This is a genomic window from Polaromonas sp. UC242_47 (assembly GCF_044452385.1).
GTDB lineage: Bacteria > Pseudomonadota > Gammaproteobacteria > Burkholderiales > Burkholderiaceae_C > Polaromonas.
This window is the reverse complement of sequence record NZ_JBIOAO010000001.1, coordinates 1,948,494-1,964,700: the sequence shown is the minus strand read 5'-3', so window position 1 is coordinate 1,964,700 and position 16,207 is coordinate 1,948,494. Positions and strand designations below refer to the sequence as shown.

At 62.1% G+C, this 16,207-nt stretch carries 12 protein-coding genes; 4 read left to right on the top strand and 8 right to left on the bottom strand.

Annotated elements, in window-relative coordinates; translation table 11 throughout:
* Positions 1-41 precede the first annotated feature (41 nt).
* Genes ACHMXK_RS09645 through ACHMXK_RS09635 form a run of 3 tightly spaced genes read right to left on the bottom strand, consistent with a single transcriptional unit; the run spans position 42 to position 4,850 of the window.
* Entirely contained in the window at positions 42-1,604 is a 1,563-nt protein-coding gene (locus ACHMXK_RS09645; protein WP_397439788.1) for a SpoVR family protein, read from the bottom strand.
* A complete protein-coding gene (locus ACHMXK_RS09640) occupies positions 1,601-2,875 on the bottom strand; it encodes a YeaH/YhbH family protein (RefSeq protein WP_397439786.1) in 1,275 nt (424 codons plus the stop codon). Before ACHMXK_RS09640 ends, ACHMXK_RS09645 begins: the two co-directional genes overlap by 4 nt.
* A 52-nt stretch (positions 2,876-2,927) precedes the next feature.
* Positions 2,928-4,850 (bottom strand): PrkA family serine protein kinase, encoded by a 1,923-nt coding sequence (locus tag ACHMXK_RS09635; RefSeq protein WP_397439784.1) that lies wholly within the window; start codon positions 4,848-4,850, stop codon positions 2,928-2,930.
* Between the two features lie 663 nt (positions 4,851-5,513).
* On the opposite strand from ACHMXK_RS09635, the gene ACHMXK_RS09630 reads away from it, so the two are divergent.
* A complete protein-coding gene (locus tag ACHMXK_RS09630; RefSeq protein WP_397439782.1) occupies positions 5,514-6,299 on the top strand; it encodes an IclR family transcriptional regulator in 786 nt (261 codons plus the stop codon).
* A gap of 125 nt (positions 6,300-6,424) precedes the next feature.
* On the opposite strand, the gene ACHMXK_RS09625 is transcribed toward ACHMXK_RS09630, so the two are convergent.
* The 5 genes from ACHMXK_RS09625 to ACHMXK_RS09605 form a co-directional block, all read right to left on the bottom strand.
* Entirely contained in the window at positions 6,425-7,489 is a 1,065-nt protein-coding gene (locus ACHMXK_RS09625) for an MFS transporter (RefSeq protein WP_397442488.1), read from the bottom strand.
* Between the two features lie 126 nt (positions 7,490-7,615).
* Complete coding sequence (locus tag ACHMXK_RS09620) at positions 7,616-8,602, bottom strand: Bug family tripartite tricarboxylate transporter substrate binding protein (RefSeq protein ID WP_397439780.1); 987 nt, start codon at positions 8,600-8,602, stop codon at positions 7,616-7,618.
* Positions 8,599-10,302 (bottom strand): thiamine pyrophosphate-dependent enzyme, encoded by a 1,704-nt coding sequence (locus ACHMXK_RS09615; RefSeq protein WP_397439778.1) that lies wholly within the window; start codon positions 10,300-10,302, stop codon positions 8,599-8,601. Before ACHMXK_RS09615 ends, ACHMXK_RS09620 begins: the two co-directional genes overlap by 4 nt.
* Positions 10,299-10,481 carry a DUF2783 domain-containing protein gene (locus ACHMXK_RS09610; RefSeq protein ID WP_397439776.1) on the bottom strand — a complete coding sequence of 61 codons (183 nt, stop codon included), beginning with the start codon at positions 10,479-10,481 and terminating at the stop codon, positions 10,299-10,301. The genes ACHMXK_RS09615 and ACHMXK_RS09610 overlap by 4 nt, the downstream gene beginning before the upstream one ends.
* Positions 10,474-12,180, bottom strand: coding sequence for an FAD-dependent monooxygenase (locus tag ACHMXK_RS09605; RefSeq protein WP_397439774.1), 1,707 nt, complete (start codon positions 12,178-12,180; stop codon positions 10,474-10,476). The genes ACHMXK_RS09610 and ACHMXK_RS09605 overlap by 8 nt, the downstream gene beginning before the upstream one ends.
* A 164-nt stretch (positions 12,181-12,344) precedes the next feature.
* Between ACHMXK_RS09605 and ACHMXK_RS09600 the strand changes: the two genes are divergently transcribed.
* From ACHMXK_RS09600 to ACHMXK_RS09590, 3 genes are read left to right on the top strand one after another with little or no spacing between them, the layout of a single operon-like run.
* The gene (locus ACHMXK_RS09600) at positions 12,345-13,511 is read left to right on the top strand and encodes a homogentisate 1,2-dioxygenase (RefSeq protein ID WP_397439772.1); all 1,167 of its coding nucleotides are present in this window, start codon (positions 12,345-12,347) and stop codon (positions 13,509-13,511) included.
* A 3-nt stretch (positions 13,512-13,514) separates the two neighbouring features.
* Entirely contained in the window at positions 13,515-14,675 is a 1,161-nt protein-coding gene (locus tag ACHMXK_RS09595; protein ID WP_397439770.1) for an alpha/beta hydrolase, read from the top strand.
* 48 nt (positions 14,676-14,723) lie between these two features.
* Positions 14,724-16,163: an NAD-dependent succinate-semialdehyde dehydrogenase gene (locus tag ACHMXK_RS09590; RefSeq protein ID WP_397439768.1), complete on the top strand. Its 1,440-nt coding sequence runs from the start codon at positions 14,724-14,726 to the stop codon at positions 16,161-16,163.
* The last annotated feature ends 44 nt before the right edge of the window (positions 16,164-16,207 follow it).

Here is a 16,207-nt window from a genome sequence, read left to right as displayed (position 1 = left end):
CAGCGAAGCCGACAAAGTGCACGGGGGATTTGGGCATGGACTCAGACGTGTGGCGGCTCCGCCTCCCAGTGCCTGAGCACTTTGCCGTGTTTGTCCACACTTTCGAGCTGGACACGGAAGCCCCACAGGCGCGCCACATGTTTCATCACTTCCTGCACGTCGTCGGTGAGCGGCCTGTCGTTGTGGCGGGTGTGGCGCAAGGTCAGGGAACGGTCGCCGCGCACATCCACATTCCAGACCTGGATGTTGGGCTCGCGGTAACTCAGGTCAAACTGGCGTGACAAGGCCTCGCGCACATGGCGGTAACCCGCGTCATCGTGGATGGCCGCCACTTCGAGCTCCAGCTCGGTCGCATCGTCCAGCACGGAAAACAGGCGAAACTCGCGCATCAGGTGGGGTGAGAGGTATTGCCCGATAAAACTCTCGTCCCGGTAGTCGCGCATGACAGCATGGAGGGTCTTGAGCCACTCCGAGCCCGCGATGTCGGGAAACCATAACCGGTCTTCTTCCGTGGGTGTCATGCAGATACGTTTGAGGTCGCTGAACATGGCAAAACCCAGGGCATAAGGATTGATGCCGCTGTAGGCCGGGTGTGTGACCGGCGGCTGGTAAATGACGTTGGTGTGGGAGCGCAGGCATTCAATCATGAAACCGTCGGTCAGCAAACCCTCGTCGTACATGGTGTTGAGCAAGGTGTAGTGCCAAAAGGTGGCCCAGCCCTCGTTCATGATCTGGGTCTGCCGCTGCGGATAAAAATACTGCGCGACCTTGCGCACAATACGCACCACCTCGCGCTGCCAGGGCTCCAGCAGAGGCGCGTTTTTTTCAATGAAGTACAGAATATTTTCCTGCGGCTCAGCCGGAAAACGCCGGCCGACTTTTTCAGCTTCTTTTTCGGCCGACTTGGGCACGGTACGCCACAGGTCGTTGAGTTGCTGCTGCAGATAGGCTTCGCGGTCCTTGCGCCGCGCTTCCTCTTCGGCCAGCGAGAGTTTTTGCGAACGCCGGTAACGGTCCACGCCATGGCTCATCAAGGCATGGCAGGAGTCCAGCAACTGCTCCACCGCATCCCAGCCGTGGTGCTCTTCACACTCCGCGATATAGGCCCGCGCATACACCAGGTAATCGATGATGGAGCTGGCGTCTGTCCACATCCGGAACAGGTAATTGCCCTTGAAAAAGGAGTTGTGGCCGTAACAGGCATGCGCCATCACCAGCGCCTGCATGGGCATGGTGTTTTCTTCCATCAGGTAGGCAATGCAGGGATCGGAGTTGATCACGATTTCGTAGGCCAGTCCCATCTGGCCTCGGCGATAACTTTTTTCGGTGGCGATGAACTGTTTGCCGAAAGACCAGTGCCGGTAGTTCACTGGCATGCCTATCGCCGCGTAGGCATCAATCATCTGCTCGGCCGTAATGACTTCGAGCTGGACCGGGTAGGTGTCCAGGCCAAAGGCCGCGGCCGTGCGTGCGATTTCGGCGTGGTAAATCTCGATCAGCTCAAAGGACCAGTCCGACGGGCTGGGCAGACGCGCGCGCCTGCCCGCGGCACCGGGCAAGCCGGGTGCCGGCACAGGGGTGTGCTTGCGGGATTCCCGGGTCATGTGGTGCTGCTGCCTTTCTTGAACAAATCCCGGAACACCGGGTAAATCTCCGAGGCTTCGTTGATCTTGCGCATGGCGAAGTTGCTGCTGGTGGCCAGGACCTCGGTGTACTCCTGCCAGAGGTTCTGGTCTTCATCACCCACCTGCACATAAGCAAAGTAACGGGAAAGCGGCAGCAGCTTGCCCGTCAGCAACTCGCGGCACTTGGACGAGTCCTGGTGCCAGTTGTCGCCGTCGGAGGCCTGGGCACCATAAATATTCCATTCGCCCGACGGGTAACGCGCCTGGATGATCTGGTGCATCAAGGTCAAGGCGCTGGACACCACGGTGCCGCCGGTCTCGGCCGAGTGGAAAAATTCATCTTCGGAGACTTCCGCCGCCTGCGTGTGGTGGCGGATAAAAACCACGTCGGTACGTTCGTAATGCCGCTGTAAAAACAAATACAGCAGGATAAAAAAGCGCTTGGCGATGTCTTTGCGTGCCTCGTCCATGGACCCCGAAACGTCCATCAGGCAAAACATCACCGCCTTGGCGGTGGGCAAAGGCACCCGAACCCGGTTGCGGTAACGCAGGTCAAAGGGGTCGAAAAACGGAATCCGCCGGAGCCTGCGACGCAGGACGTCGATCTGTTCCTGCAGCGCCGCCACTTCACCGGGCTGGCCGGGGCCGAAACGCAAGACCACAGCCAGTTGCGCCTCCAGTTCGCGCAGTTTGCGCCTGGCTTCACCACTCAGGGCAATACGCCGGCTCAGCGCCACCCGCATGGAGCGCACGACATGCAGATTGGTCGGTGTGCCATCCGTGACAAAACCGGCACGCCTGGAGGTCCACTCCGGCGCATTCGGCAAGAGCTGGGTACGCACCAGGTGCGGCAAGGCCAGGTCATCGAAAAAATACTGCATGAACTCTTCGCGGGTGATGCGAAACACAAAATCGTCCTCGCCGCTCCCGTCCTGACTCGCCCCCTGACCCGACCCGCCCGCACCACCACCCTGCGGGCGGGCTATGCGGTCGCCGCGTATGTATTCCTGGTTACCGGGATGAACGGTTTCACGGGTGCCGCCGTCGCCATGACCAAACACCGGCTCGGACACGTCGCGCCGCGGCAAGGTGATGTCCTCGCCCTGCTCGATGTCATGGATGCTGCGGCCGGCCACGGCGCGGCGAACCGCCTCCCGGATCTGCCCGCGGAAGCGACGCAAAAACCTCTCCCGGTTGCCGATGGACTTGTTCTTGCCCGAGAGACGCCGATCAATGACTTGCTGCAGCATGGTGATCCCCGGTCGGCTACCAATGACGCGTTGGTGCTACATCCCTTGAAGTTCAGGAACTCTTGCGAACCCGCAGGTACCAGTCGCACAACAAGCGCACCTGCCGCGTGGTGTAACCCTTGGAGACCATGCGATTGACGAAGTCCTCGTGTTTTTGCTGCTCGTCCGCGCTCGCCTTGGCGTTGAAGGAGATCACCGGCAGCAGGTCTTCGGTGTTGGAGAACATCTTCTTCTCGATCACGGTGCGCAGTTTCTCGTAACTGGTCCAGGTCGGATTTTTACCCGCGTTGTTGGCCCGCGCACGCAACACGAAGTTGACAATCTCGTTGCGGAAGTCTTTCGGGTTGCTGATGCCGGCTGGTTTTTCAATTTTTTCCAGTTCGGCATTAAGCGCCGAGCGGTCGAAAATTTCACCCGTGTCGGTATCCCGGTATTCCTGGTCCTGGATCCAGAAGTCGGCGTAGGTGACGTAACGGTCGAAAATATTCTGGCCATACTCCGAATACGACTCCAGATAAGCCGTTTGGATTTCCTTGCCTATGAACTCGGCATAACGCGCAGCCAGGGTTTCCTTGATGAAGGCCAGGTACTTCTGTTCGGTTTCCGGCGGGAACTGCTCGCGTTCGATCTGTTTTTCCAGCACATACATCAGGTGCACCGGGTTGGCGGCGATTTCGGTCGAATCGAAGTTAAACACCTTGGACAAAATCTTGAAGGCAAAACGTGTCGAGATGCCGCTCATGCCTTCGTCCACGCCGGCGTAGTCGCGGTACTCCTGGTAACTCTTGGCCTTCGGGTCGGTGTCCTTGAGGTTCTCGCCGTCATACACCTGCAGCTTGCTGAACATGCTGGAGTTCTCCGGCTCTTTCAGGCGTGTGAGCACCGCAAACTGTGCCATCATCTTCAGGGTGCCGGGCGCACAGACGGCGTTCAGCAGCGAAGAGTTGCGTATCAATTTTTCATAAATCTTGACCTCTTCCGACACCCGCAGGCAATACGGCACCTTGACGATGTAGATACGGTCCAGGAAGGCTTCGTTGTTGCGGTTGTTTTTGAACGCTTTCCACTCGCTTTCGTTGGAGTGCGCCATCACGATGCCGTCAAAGGGAATGGCGCCAAAACCCTCGGTGCCCTTGTAATTGCCCTCCTGCGTGGCGGTCAGCAGCGGATGCAAGACCTTGATAGGCGCCTTGAACATCTCGACAAACTCCAGCAGGCCCTGGTTCGCCAGGCACAAGCCGCCGGAGTAGCTGTAGGCGTCCGGATCATCCTGGGCGTAAGTCTCCAGCTTGCGGATATCGATCTTGCCCACCAGCGAAGAAATGTCCTGGTTGTTCTCGTCGCCGGGCTCGGTCTTGGAGATGGCGCATTGTTTCAGGATGGACGGGAAACGTTTGACCACGCGGAACTGGCGCACGTCACCGCCGTATTCCTCCAGTCGCTTGACCGCCCACGGTGACATGACGCGTTGCAGGTAACGCGCTGGAATGCCGTACTGGGATTCCAGCACGGGCACGTCTTCGGCGTTGTTAAACAGGCTGAGCGGCGACTCGTTGACAGGTGATCCCTTGAGCGCGTAAAACGGCACTTTTTCCATCAGCTGTTTGAGCCGCTCGGCGATGGACGACTTGCCGCCACCCACAGGCCCGAGCAGGTAGAGGATTTGTTTTTTCTCTTCCAGGCCCTGCGCCGCATGGCGGAAGTAGGACACCACCTGCTCTATCGGATCTTCGAGCCCGTAAAAGTCGCGGAAGGCCGGGTAGATCTTGATGACCTTGTTGCCGAAGAGCCGCGACAGGCGCTGGTCATGCCGGGTATCGACCATCTCAGGTTCACCCACGGCCGCGAGAATCCGCTCGGCCGCCGTCGCGTAGACAAGGCGATCTTTTTTGCAGGCTTCGAGGTACTCCTCGATGGACAGTTCTTCTTCCCGCGTCTGTTCATAACGCGCCAAAAAATTGCGAACGACATTCATAGGGCCTCCTATGTACGCTGCAACCGAAGCATCACTGACCCGTGGAACAAACCCGCTTCAGCTTACCGCGCGACGACTCGACTGTTAGCTCTGATCGTTGTGCCTGATAGATAGCAGGGTCAGGGGAAAAGTTCCAGCATCTCAGACTACAGCGTACAACGTTATGGCTTGCTCTGCTGTGAAAAAAATCCGGTTCACGCCTTTTATGGCGCCAAAAACAACAAGCTCGAAGTGCCCTGAAAAAGCACACACTCAAGGAAAAACTGTGCGCATCAAAATCGTGATACGCTCCACATTTGATAGCTGCTTGCGCCCGTCCTGTCTGGGCCAGAGGCCTTTTTTTCATAATTTCTCACTTAAAGGCGACCTTCCGCCGCCTGGCCCAGCCACACACCGTCCCGCGACCGCCGCTGACAAGAATGCAGCGGTCTGAAAACTCGGGCTTGACGCCATACACCGGCGCATAAGTTCATAACGCAGCGGCAACTGTTCGCGACGACCTTGGGATACAAACATTTGAGCCTCGCCTGACGGACCTGCGCGCCGAAGCCCTTACACCCTCGCGACACAGCGGAACGACAAACCGGAAACGCCGTCCCGACTTGTCCATAAAATGGAACGTTGATTTATGAAACCCCAACCTGCCCATTCACCGAGTAATGCATGACAGACGACACACCGACCCAGCCCAAAGATGAAGTCAGCGCCCTGGCCCGGGGCCTCGCCGTCTTGCGCGTGGTCTCGCAGGCTGACAGGCCTTTGAGCAACCGCGAACTGGCCGAAGCCACAGGCATCCCCAAGGCCACGGTGTCGCGGCTGGCGGCCACGCTGGTAGGCGCGGGTTTTTTGCGGCAGCTGGCGGACAGCGAACGTTTCAGCCTGAGCGCCGCGCTGCTGGAACTGAGCAATGCCTACCTGCGCAACTTCGACCTGCGCAGCCATGCGCGGCAACACCTGACGGAGCTGGCCGAACAGGCCGGCGCCGCGGTGCACCTGGGCGTGCGCGACGGCCTGGACATTGTGCTGATTGATCACATCCGCCCGCGTTCCGCCGTCATCCTGTCCAACCTGGACGTGGGCTCGCGCATGGCGATTGCCACCTCGGCCTCGGGCCGCGCCTACCTGGCCTCGGTGGATGAACCGGAACGCCAGGCCTTGCTGGAAGGCATACGCACGGCCAGCGGCAGCAACTGGCGCGCCGTGAAGACGCGTTTGGACGCGGCGCTGCTGGAACACGCCCGGCTGGGTTATTGCACGTCTTTTGGTGAATGGCACAACGACATCAACGCGTTGGGCCTGGCGTTGCGCGGCCCGCGTGGGGAGTTGTATGCCGTGAGTTGTGGCGGCCCCGCTTACCTGCTGCCTAAAAAAATGCTGCTCGACAAAATCGCGCCCAAGCTGCTGAAGACGGCCAAACTGATCTCCGAAGAAGCCGGCACCAGCCACTGAGCCGGGCGAACCGCCCGCCGCGGCTCAGGTGGCGGGTACCAGCACGCGTCGCACCACCACCTGGCCCAGCAACACAAAACCAGCGGCCAGCAGCAGCAAGGCCCCGGTCAGCCCCAGGCTGTGCATCAGGGCGCCAAAAGCAGCGGCCCTATGCCCTGCCCCGCAAACAAACCGCAGGCAAACAGCGCCACCGCCGATCCCCGAGCGGAAGGCGCCAGTTCGGTCACCTGTGTCTGCAGCGAGTTGTGGATCATGTAAAAGCTGAATCCCGCGACCAGCATGACCAGCGCATCCACCCACCAGAAGGAGGACAAGGTCAGCGCGGCGTAACAAGCTGCCGCCACCAACGAGCCGATCAAACACATGCGACTCACCCCCAGCCAGCCGATCAAGCGGCGGACAAGGATGGCATAGAGCAGGCCCCCGATGCCGAAAGCCCCCAGGATGAGCCCTGCCCGGCCCGATACCGAGGCGGCGGCCACCGTCGTGTGCTCCAGCAGCAAGGCGCCAACGTAAGGAAAGAAGCTGAAAAACAGCGTGCCTTCGGCCAAAGCACAGGCGTACAGCCAGATCGCCCGCGGGTTCTGGAACACCCGGCCATACAACGCCCCCATGGACAAGGCGGCGCCCTTTGATGCGGTCGACGCACTGGACTCGGGCCTGGCCTGCCACAAAAACACGGCGCCAACGGCAGCTAACAGCGCTGAAATAACCAAGGCACTGTGCCAGCCAAAGGCTTCATTGGACAGACCGGAAACCACGGAACCCAGCATCTGCCCGGCGATGATCGCAAACAACATGCGGCCTATCATGACTTGGCGCTCCGCCATGTCATATTTCTCTCCGAGCGAGGCCAAGACCAAGGGGATCAGGCCGCCAGCGAAAATGCCCGCCACGATACGCGTGCCCACCAGCCAGGTGAAGGATGGCGCCAACAGGCCCAGCACCAGCGCCAGCGTCAGCCCGGTGCAGCAGACCTGCATGCAACGCAGTTTGCTGAAGCGGTCGCCCAGCGGCCCGAGGAACAACTGGGCCACGGCGTAGGGCAAGGCATAGGCGGTGTTCAACATCGCGGCCATCTCGGGCGGCACCGCATAGTGGGCGGCCAGGGGCAACACAATCGGATCAATCACCCGCAGCGCAAAACCACTGGCGAAAACACAAACAGAAAAAACCAGAAACAGCGGCATGGTCAAGCAACAATCCGGCCACCCGCGGGGTGACACTTGAAAGCCGGTCTAGAGGCATAGCCCCTTCGACGCGGCAGAAAACAAAAGGAGCCGCACCCGCGGCTCCAGCGTCAAAACAGGCCCAACTCAATCCATGCGGATGCCGAGCCGGCGGATCACGGCACCCCACTTCTCCGAGTCTTCCCGCATCATGCGGGCATGCTCCGCCGGGGTGCTGGCGACCAGGGTGGAACCGCCACGCAGCAGCAGCTCCGTCACCTCCGGCGAACGCACGGCTTTCATCAGTTCGACGTTGAGCGCATCCGCAATCTTTTTGGGCGTTCCGGCTGGCGCAAAAAACTGTTCCAGACCAGGCAGGTCCAAGCCGGGCACGCCGGCTTCGGTGATGGTGGGCACGTCCGGAATCGACGGCAAGCGTTCCTTGTCCGGTACACCGAGAATTTTTACCAGTCCGGCCTTGGCATTGGTGATGGCCGTGGCCGGCCCGTCGAACACCAGCTGGATCTGGCCGCCCAGCAAGTCGCGCACGGCCTCGGTGCTGCCTTTGTAAGGCACGTGGACAATGTCGATGCCGGCATTTGCCTTGAGCAGTTCACCATTGATGTGGCCCGACGAACCTATGCCGTAGGAGCCGTAATTCACCTTGCCAGGGTTGGCCTTGGCATAGGCCACCATCTCCTTCAGGTTGTTATAAGGTGCATTGGCCGTCGCGACCAGAATGGTACGTGTGCGCGATGCGACGCCCAAAGGTGTCATGTCCTTAAAAACGTCGAAAGGCGGCTTGGCATACAGGTGCGGCAACTGGCTGGTGGTCACCGTGATCGTGTACAGCAGCGTGTAACCGTCGGGCGGCGAACGCATCAGTTCCCGCACGGCAATCGCCGTCGAGGCGCCGGGTTTGTTCTCGACGATCACCGGCACACCCATCTGCTGGGACATGCGACTGGCAATGGCCCGCGCCTGGATATCCGACGAACCGCCAGGCGACAGCGGCGTGATGATGCGAATCACCTTGCCTTTTTGCGGAAAACTGGCGTCCGGCGCCGCCAGCGCGGGCGAGAGCAAGATCGGCACGGCGCACAGAGCGCTCAACAACCGGCTGATGACCTTCATGGTGTGTCTCCTTTGACTTGTATCGGTGTACCCAGGGGATTGGGCGCTGCCGCTGCGGCGCCCCGGATCAAATGCCAGGGACTGGGAAAAGCCCCGGTCCTTGCTTCGATAAGTGCTGGCCGGCGTGCCGCGAGCGCGCTGGCCAGCGCGCCGGACAACTCGGCGGGATGGGACACGCGCACGCCATCGACGCCAAAGGCTTTCGCGAGCTGCATGAAATCCGGATTGGTCAGCTCCGTGGCATAACTGCGTCCGAACTGGCGCTCCTGCAACAGACGGACATTGCCGAAAGCCTCATTGTTAAAAACCACCAGCACCACCGGCAACTGGTAACGGCGCGCGGTGGCCAGCTCCTGCAAGGTCCAGCCAAAACCGCCGTCGCCGGCAATCGCCACCACCGCGCGATCGGGATGCGCCGCGGCGACACCCAGCGCCGTGGTGTAGGCATAACCCAGGGTGCCCTGGTAACCCGGGCTGATGAAGGTGCCCGGCTCATACACCGGATAAGCCAGGTGGGCCGGGTAACCGACCTGCGTGAGGTCGCTGACCAGAAAACCGTTGTCCGGGATGGTTTTGCGCAAGGCACGCAGCCACTCACACTGCGGCGCAATGTCGGCCAGTTGCGTGGCGGCCCAGTCCCGCAGGGTCTGTACGTCCTGCGATTGATCGCTCCTCGGTCGGTGGCCCTCCAGCGCGGCAAGCAGCGCCTCCAGCGCCGTGTGTGCGTCCGCATGGATCGCCACGGCAGGTTCGCGCGGTGCGCCCAGGTCCTGCGCGTCGGCGTTGACCAGGATCAGGCGCGCATCGGCACGCAGGCGCGGCGGCACACCCTGCGGGTCGATGAAACGACTGCCCACCGCCAGCACCACGTCGGCATGTGGCAGCAAGGCGCGCGAGGATAACCAGTTCAGCGCCAGCGGATGGCGGGATGACAAAGCCCCGGTGCCGTTCTCCGTGACCAGCACCGGCGCCTGCAGCCGCTCGGCCAGGCGGGCCAACGCGGCCGATGCACCACCCGCAACAATGCCGCCGCCAGCCACGATGACGGGCCGGCGTGCACCGCGCAGCAAAGCCGCGGCACGTTCGATCATGGTTTCGTCGCAAAGCCAGGGCTCAGGCGCCTGGGTGGTGTCGGCCAGCGCCACGGCCTCCGCACGCTGCAACACGTCTTGCGGAATTTCGATACCCACCGGCCGCGGCCGGCCGCTGTGAAGCTGCTGCACCGCGTTGCGCACCACGCCCGGCACCGCCGCCGGTGTTTGCGCCAGACCATGCCACTTCACCAGACTTTTGAGAATGCCCGTCTGGTCCGGCAACTCGTGCAACATGCCCAGACCGCGCCCAATCTTGTCGGACGGGATTTGTGCGGTGAGAAACAACATGCGCGAGCTACAGGCATAACCGGTCGCCAGGCCAGACAACGCATTAAGCATGCCGGGACCGGGCACCACCATGCTCACCCCCACCCGCCCGCTGGAACGCGCATAACCGTCGGCCATGTAGGAGGTGGCTTGTTCGTGCCGCGGCACGATAAAACGCAACTCCTTCTGCATGCCGGCCAGCGCGTCCACGGCCCAGTCGAGCTGCACACCCGGCACGCCGAAAATATCGCGTACGCCTTCGCGCACCAGTTGCTGGGCCAGGGCCTCGCCGCCCGTCATCAGTGATGGTGCGTGGCTCGGTGTGGTGGATTCGGTCATGAGGTACTCTCTTCCAGCAATGCGGCGCCTATCGCCTGATGAATAAGGGCTGCATCGTCCACCTGTTTCATCAGCAACAGGGTCAGGCGCGCCAGCACGGCCGGTGTCTGGGCCTCACCCGCGTCGGTCAGCGCGTAACACAGCCGGGTGTAAACATCGTCGAATTCCTGGTCAGACATCGCAGACCTCCTCTTGCAGGCTGAGGGCCTGCTCAATGGCAGAAACAAGGGCCCCGGGGTCGGCGTCCAGCCAACGCGCCATCACATGGCCATCGGGACGTACCAGGTAGAGACTGCCCACCTGCGCGCCGTACATAGACAACAAATGACCCTGCGCGTCCAGCGCGCCTTCGCCCGGGGCTGTCCCGCGACGGGCAATCACCCGCAACTGGAAGGGCACACGCGTCGCCAGTTCGTCACACGCCGCCGCCAGCGTGGCGGGTACCTCCCCCGCTTCGCTGAAATAAAACGCGGTGAAATGTGGCCCCAGCAAATCACTCAGGAAGCCGGGCTGGCCGTTGATCTCCAGCGGGCACTCGCGCAAAATGTCTCCCGGCGCCGGCCCGGCGCGGAAAGCCGCCGACTCTGGCAGGCTGGCATTCAGTGGCGAGTCATGCAGCGGAATCGCTGCATGCTGGCGCGGGTTCATCAGGCTGGTGATCCAGGGATGGCGCTCCGACAGCGACAACACCGCATCCCGCATGAGGCGGAACGGGGCCGACGGCGGCGCCATGAATTCCGCGCCTTTGGAGGCGAAGCGGTGGTTCTCGCGGGCCGCGTGCACACGCTCGCTGCTGTAACTTTCCAGCAAGCGGGTCCCGGCCAGGCCCTTGGCCACAAAAGCCAGCTTCCAGGCCAGGTTGTGCGTGTCGTCGATGGCGGAGTTCATGCCGCGCACGCCAAAGATAGGCACCAGATGCGCCGCATCGCCGGCAAACAGCACACGCTCATGCAAGTAGCTGTCCAGCGTCAACGCGCTGGCGCGGTACAAACTCATCCAGACCGGTGTCCATTGGCGCTCAATGCCCATCATCTTGAGGTGCTGGTCCACCTGCGCAAACACCCGTTCGGGTTTCATCTCCTCGACCTCATCGTCGTCGTCATTCAGCTGGTAATCAAAACGCAACATGTTGCCCGGTTTTTTGTACATCAGCAGCGTGCCACCCGGCTTGGACGGCGGATCAAACCAGCAGCGCCGGCCGACCGGCAGGCCTTCGGTGTCGATGCGGATATCTATGATCACGTAACGCCCCTCGTGGCGCTTGCCCTGCATGCGCAGGCCAAGCAGGTCGCGCACGGTGCTGCGTCCGCCGTCGCAGGCCACCACCCAGTCGGCCTCCAGCGCGTAGCTGCCGGCTGGCGTCTCGACCTCCAGGCGCGCGCCCTCAGCGTCTTGCTGCAAGGCTTTCAGTTGCGTCTTCCAGCGGATGTCGATCAGGTCGCCGAGCTGTTGCGCCCGCTCCACCATGCAATGTTCGATGTAGTTTTGCAAATGGCTGATCGCAGGCGGGTATTTCTGGTTCGCGTCATGCGGCATGTTGAACTGGAACACCTCCTTGTCGCGGTAATAAGTCCAGCCCGTGGTCCAGCCGTGGCCAGTGCGCATGACCTCGTCGATGACGCCGAGTTGCTCCAGAATTTCCAGCGTGCGGCGTGTGAAGGCGCCGGCGCGGCTGCCGCTGCATACCGTGTCGTCGGCCTCCAGCACCACCACCGGAATGTTGTAGTTGGCCAGCCCGAGCGCCAGTGCCAGGCCGGTGGGCCCGCCGCCCGCAATCACCACGCGGTGCCGGACCGGATCGCAGCCCTGCCGCAACGACGACGGGATGCGCGCTTCGTGGTGCTGGTATTTGAAATATTCGTCGAAAGTGATTTCCATAAGTCCTCTGTATCACCCGCCTTTTTGGCTTGCGACCAGCATATATTATTTTGGAACATCATTTCATTTTATTCATACAAACCCTAATAGACCCCGGCTTTCCAAAAAATTACGCTCAGCAGCGCGAATGCTTTTTGTGTTTTTTGAACGATTGGGATGTGCCTATGCCTTACTTCATGCAAGTCGGCGAGATACCGCGCAAGCGCTTCTCGCAATTCCGCCGCCCCGACGGCAAACTCTACGCGGCCGAGGTCATGGGCGAGGAGGGATTCTCCTCAAACATGTCCCTGCTTTACCACCGCTCGCCGCCCTCGGCGGTACTCAAGGTCGCGGCCCTGCCGCACCCCGCGCCCGACCTGGTGGACAACCATCCCCTGTTGCCGCGCCTGTTGGGCACCAGCTGGTTGCAGGACAGCGGCGACATGATAGGCAACCGGCATCTGTTGTGTGGCAACAGCGACGTGCTGGTGTCGTTTGCAGTGAGCCACCAGCCCTCGCCGCTGTACCGCAATGCAGGTGGCGACGAGTTGCTGTACATCCACGACGGCGCCGCGCGGCTGGAGACGGTGTTCGGTGTGCTGGAGGTACGCCAGGGCGACTACGTGGTCATCCCCAAAGGGGTCACCCACCGCTGGTTGCCGCAAGGCGATGCCGCCCTGCGCGCGCTGGTGTTCGAAACGGCAGGCCATGTCCGCCCACCGAAGCGTTACCTCACGGCCAACGGCCAGTACAACCAGGAGTCGCCCTATTCCGAGCTGGACCTGCGCCGCCCCGAAGGCCCCTTGCTGGCCGAAGGCAGTGACGTCGATGTGATTGTCAAAAACCGCAACGGCCTGACCTGCTACACCTACCAGACCCATCCCTTCGATGTGGTGGGCTGGTTCGGTTGCAACTACCCCTATGCGCTGAACATCGCCGATTTTTCCCCCATCACCGGCAGCTTTCATCGCCCGCCACCGGTGCATCAGGTCTTCGAAGCGCCCAACTGCGTGTTCTGCAATTTTGTGCCGCGCATGCTCGACTACGACCCGCGCGCGATGCCCATCCCCTCCTTCCATTCCAACGTCGATTCGGACGAATTGATTTTTTACGCGGAAGGCAACTTCTTCAGCCGCAAGGGCAGCGGCATAGAACGCGGCGCCCTGTCGCTGCACCCCGCCGGCCACATCCACGGCCCACAACCGGCCGCTTATGAATCCGGCCCTTCGCGGGTGGGACAACACACCGAGGAATGCGCCGTGATGCTGGACACCTTCAAGCCGCTGCTGCTGGGGCGCGCCGCCTTGGCCGCGGAAAAAGCCGATTATTACCAGTCATGGAATGCACGCTGAATCATGGATAAAACACCCATCAATCGCCGGGAGCTGCTGGCCGTCCCCATGCAAAGCGCCGGGGCCATGGATGTCCAGTCTGGCGTGGCACGCCGCGCCGGGGTCTTGTGGTGCACGCGGCACCGGGCAGCCGGTGTCGGCGGGCCGCGCGCCGCCACGGCCGTGGTGGTGATCCACCCGTCTTCCAACTTCATGGGCCATTACGCGCTGGAGACGCTGGCCGAATGCGGCGTGGATGCCATCGGCATGACCACACGTTACATCGGCAACGAAGCCATGCTGCTGCTGGAGCATTGTGTGGTCGACATCGGCTCGGTGGTCCGCCACCTACGCAACGAGGGTTACCAACGTGTGGTGCTGGTCGGTAACTCGGGCGGCGGCGGCCTGGTGGCGCTGTACCAGAACCAGGCCGAACACCCGACCATCACCGCCGCGCCCGCAGGCGGCCCACCGGACCTGACCCGTGCCGACCTGCCCCCGGCCGACGGGCTGATCATGCTGATGGCGCATCCCGGGCGCAACATCGTGCTCACTGAAAAACTCGACCCGGCCATCCTCGACGAGAACGATCCCTTTCAGCGCGACCCGGCACTGGACATGTTCAACCCGGACAACGGGCCACCCTACACGCCCGACTTCCTGGCGCGTTACCGTGCGGCGCAAGTGGCGCGCAACGAACGCATCACGCAGTGGGCCATCGCGCAACTGGCCGCGCTGAAAGAGCGCACCGGCGGCCGCGTCGACGACCTGCCTTTTGTGGTGCACGGCACCATGGCCGACCCGCGCAACCTGGACCTGTCGCTGGACCCCTCGGACCGCGCGGCCACCACACAATGGGGCGACCCCTATGTGGCCAACCTGGTGCCGGCCTCCATCGGTCACTACACCAGCCTGCGTTCCTGGCTGTCGCAGTGGAGCACCTCCCTGTCCAACGGCAACGGCCCCGACCGGTTGCAGACCGTGAAGGCACCGGTGCACGTGATTTACGGCACGGCCGACCCCGGCTGTTACCCGGGGCACGCGAAGATGTTGTACGAGGCCGTGCCGCATGACAACAAGTTGCTGACCCCGATACCTGGTGCCAAACACTATCTGTTCGACCAGCCCGAACACAAACGCACGTGTTGCCGCCTCATCGCTGACTGGTCGTTATCCCTCGCCTGAGGGACTAGCGACCTGCCGACACATTTCAAAAAATCAGAAAGAACAGTCATGTACACCAACGTTCAGCTTTTTATCAACGGCGCCTGGTGCGACGGTGCCAGCGGCAAGAGTGAAGCCATTCTCGATCCCGCCACCGGCCAGACGCTGGCCCGGCTGGCCCATGCCGACCGCAGCGACCTGGACCGTGCGCTGGCCGCCGCCGATGCGGGTTTTCGCAGCTGGCGCCAGGTCTCGGCTTTTGACCGCTACAAAATCCTGCGCAAGGCCGCCGACCTGATGCGCAGCCGGGCCGACCACATCGGCCACCTGATGACGCTGGAACAGGGCAAACCGCTGGTCGAGGCCAAGGCCGAAGCCGCCTCGGCCGGCGACCTGATCGACTGGTTTGCCGAAGAAGGCCGGCGCACCTACGGCCGCCTCATTCCAGCACGCGCCGAAGGTATCAGCCAGATGGTGGTCAAAGAACCGGTGGGCCCGGTGGCCGCCTTCACGCCCTGGAACTTCCCCATCAACCAGGCGGTGCGCAAGGTCTCGGCAGCCCTGGCCGCGGGCTGCTCGGTCATTCTCAAGGGCCCGGAAGAAACACCGGCCAGTTGCGCCGCGCTGGTCCAGGCTTATGTGGATGCCGGTGTGCCTGCCGGCGTGCTCAACCTGGTGTTTGGTGTGCCCGCCGATATTTCCAGCTACCTGATTGCGCACCCGGTGATCCGCAAGGTCACCTTCACCGGTTCCACCCCCGTAGGCAAACAGCTGGCAGCATTAGCCGGCCAGCACATGAAACGCGCCACCATGGAGCTGGGCGGCCACGCCCCGGCGATCGTCTTCGAGGACGCCGATGTGGACGCGGCCATTGCCTTGCTGAGCGGCGCCAAATTCCGCAACGCGGGCCAGATCTGCGCCTCCCCGACTCGCTTCTTGGTGCATGCCTCGCTGTATGAGCGTTTTGTTGACGGTTTTGTGCGCGCAGCCCAAAGTGTCAAGGTCGGCAGCGGCCTGGACCCGGCGACCCGCATGGGCCCGCTGGCCAATGCCAGGCGTGTGCAGGCCATGGAACGGCTGGTCGATGACGCCGTGTCCAAAGGCGCGCGCCTGCTCACCGGGGGCAAACGCATAGGCAGCGCGGGCAACTTCTTCGAACCGACGGTGCTCACCCATGTCAGTGTGAACGCCCAGATCATGAATGAGGAGCCCTTTGGCCCGATCGCGCCCATCCAGCCCTTCACCCATTTCGACGAGGCGATCCAGGAGGCCAACCGCTTGCCTTATGGCCTCGCGGCTTATGCCTACACCCGCTCGCTCAAGACCGCCAGCGCCGTCAGCGCCGCGCTTGAAAGCGGCATGGTGACCATCAACCACCATGGTTTTGCCCTGCCCGAAGTGCCCTTCGGCGGCGTGAAAGATTCGGGTTATGGCTCGGAAGGCGGCTCGGAAGCCATCGAGGCCTACCTGAACACCAAGTTTGTGACCCAGGTCGGCGTCGGCCCCTGAGCGCGCCTACGGGCGGCCCGGCGGGGGTCGCCCATACGCTTCAC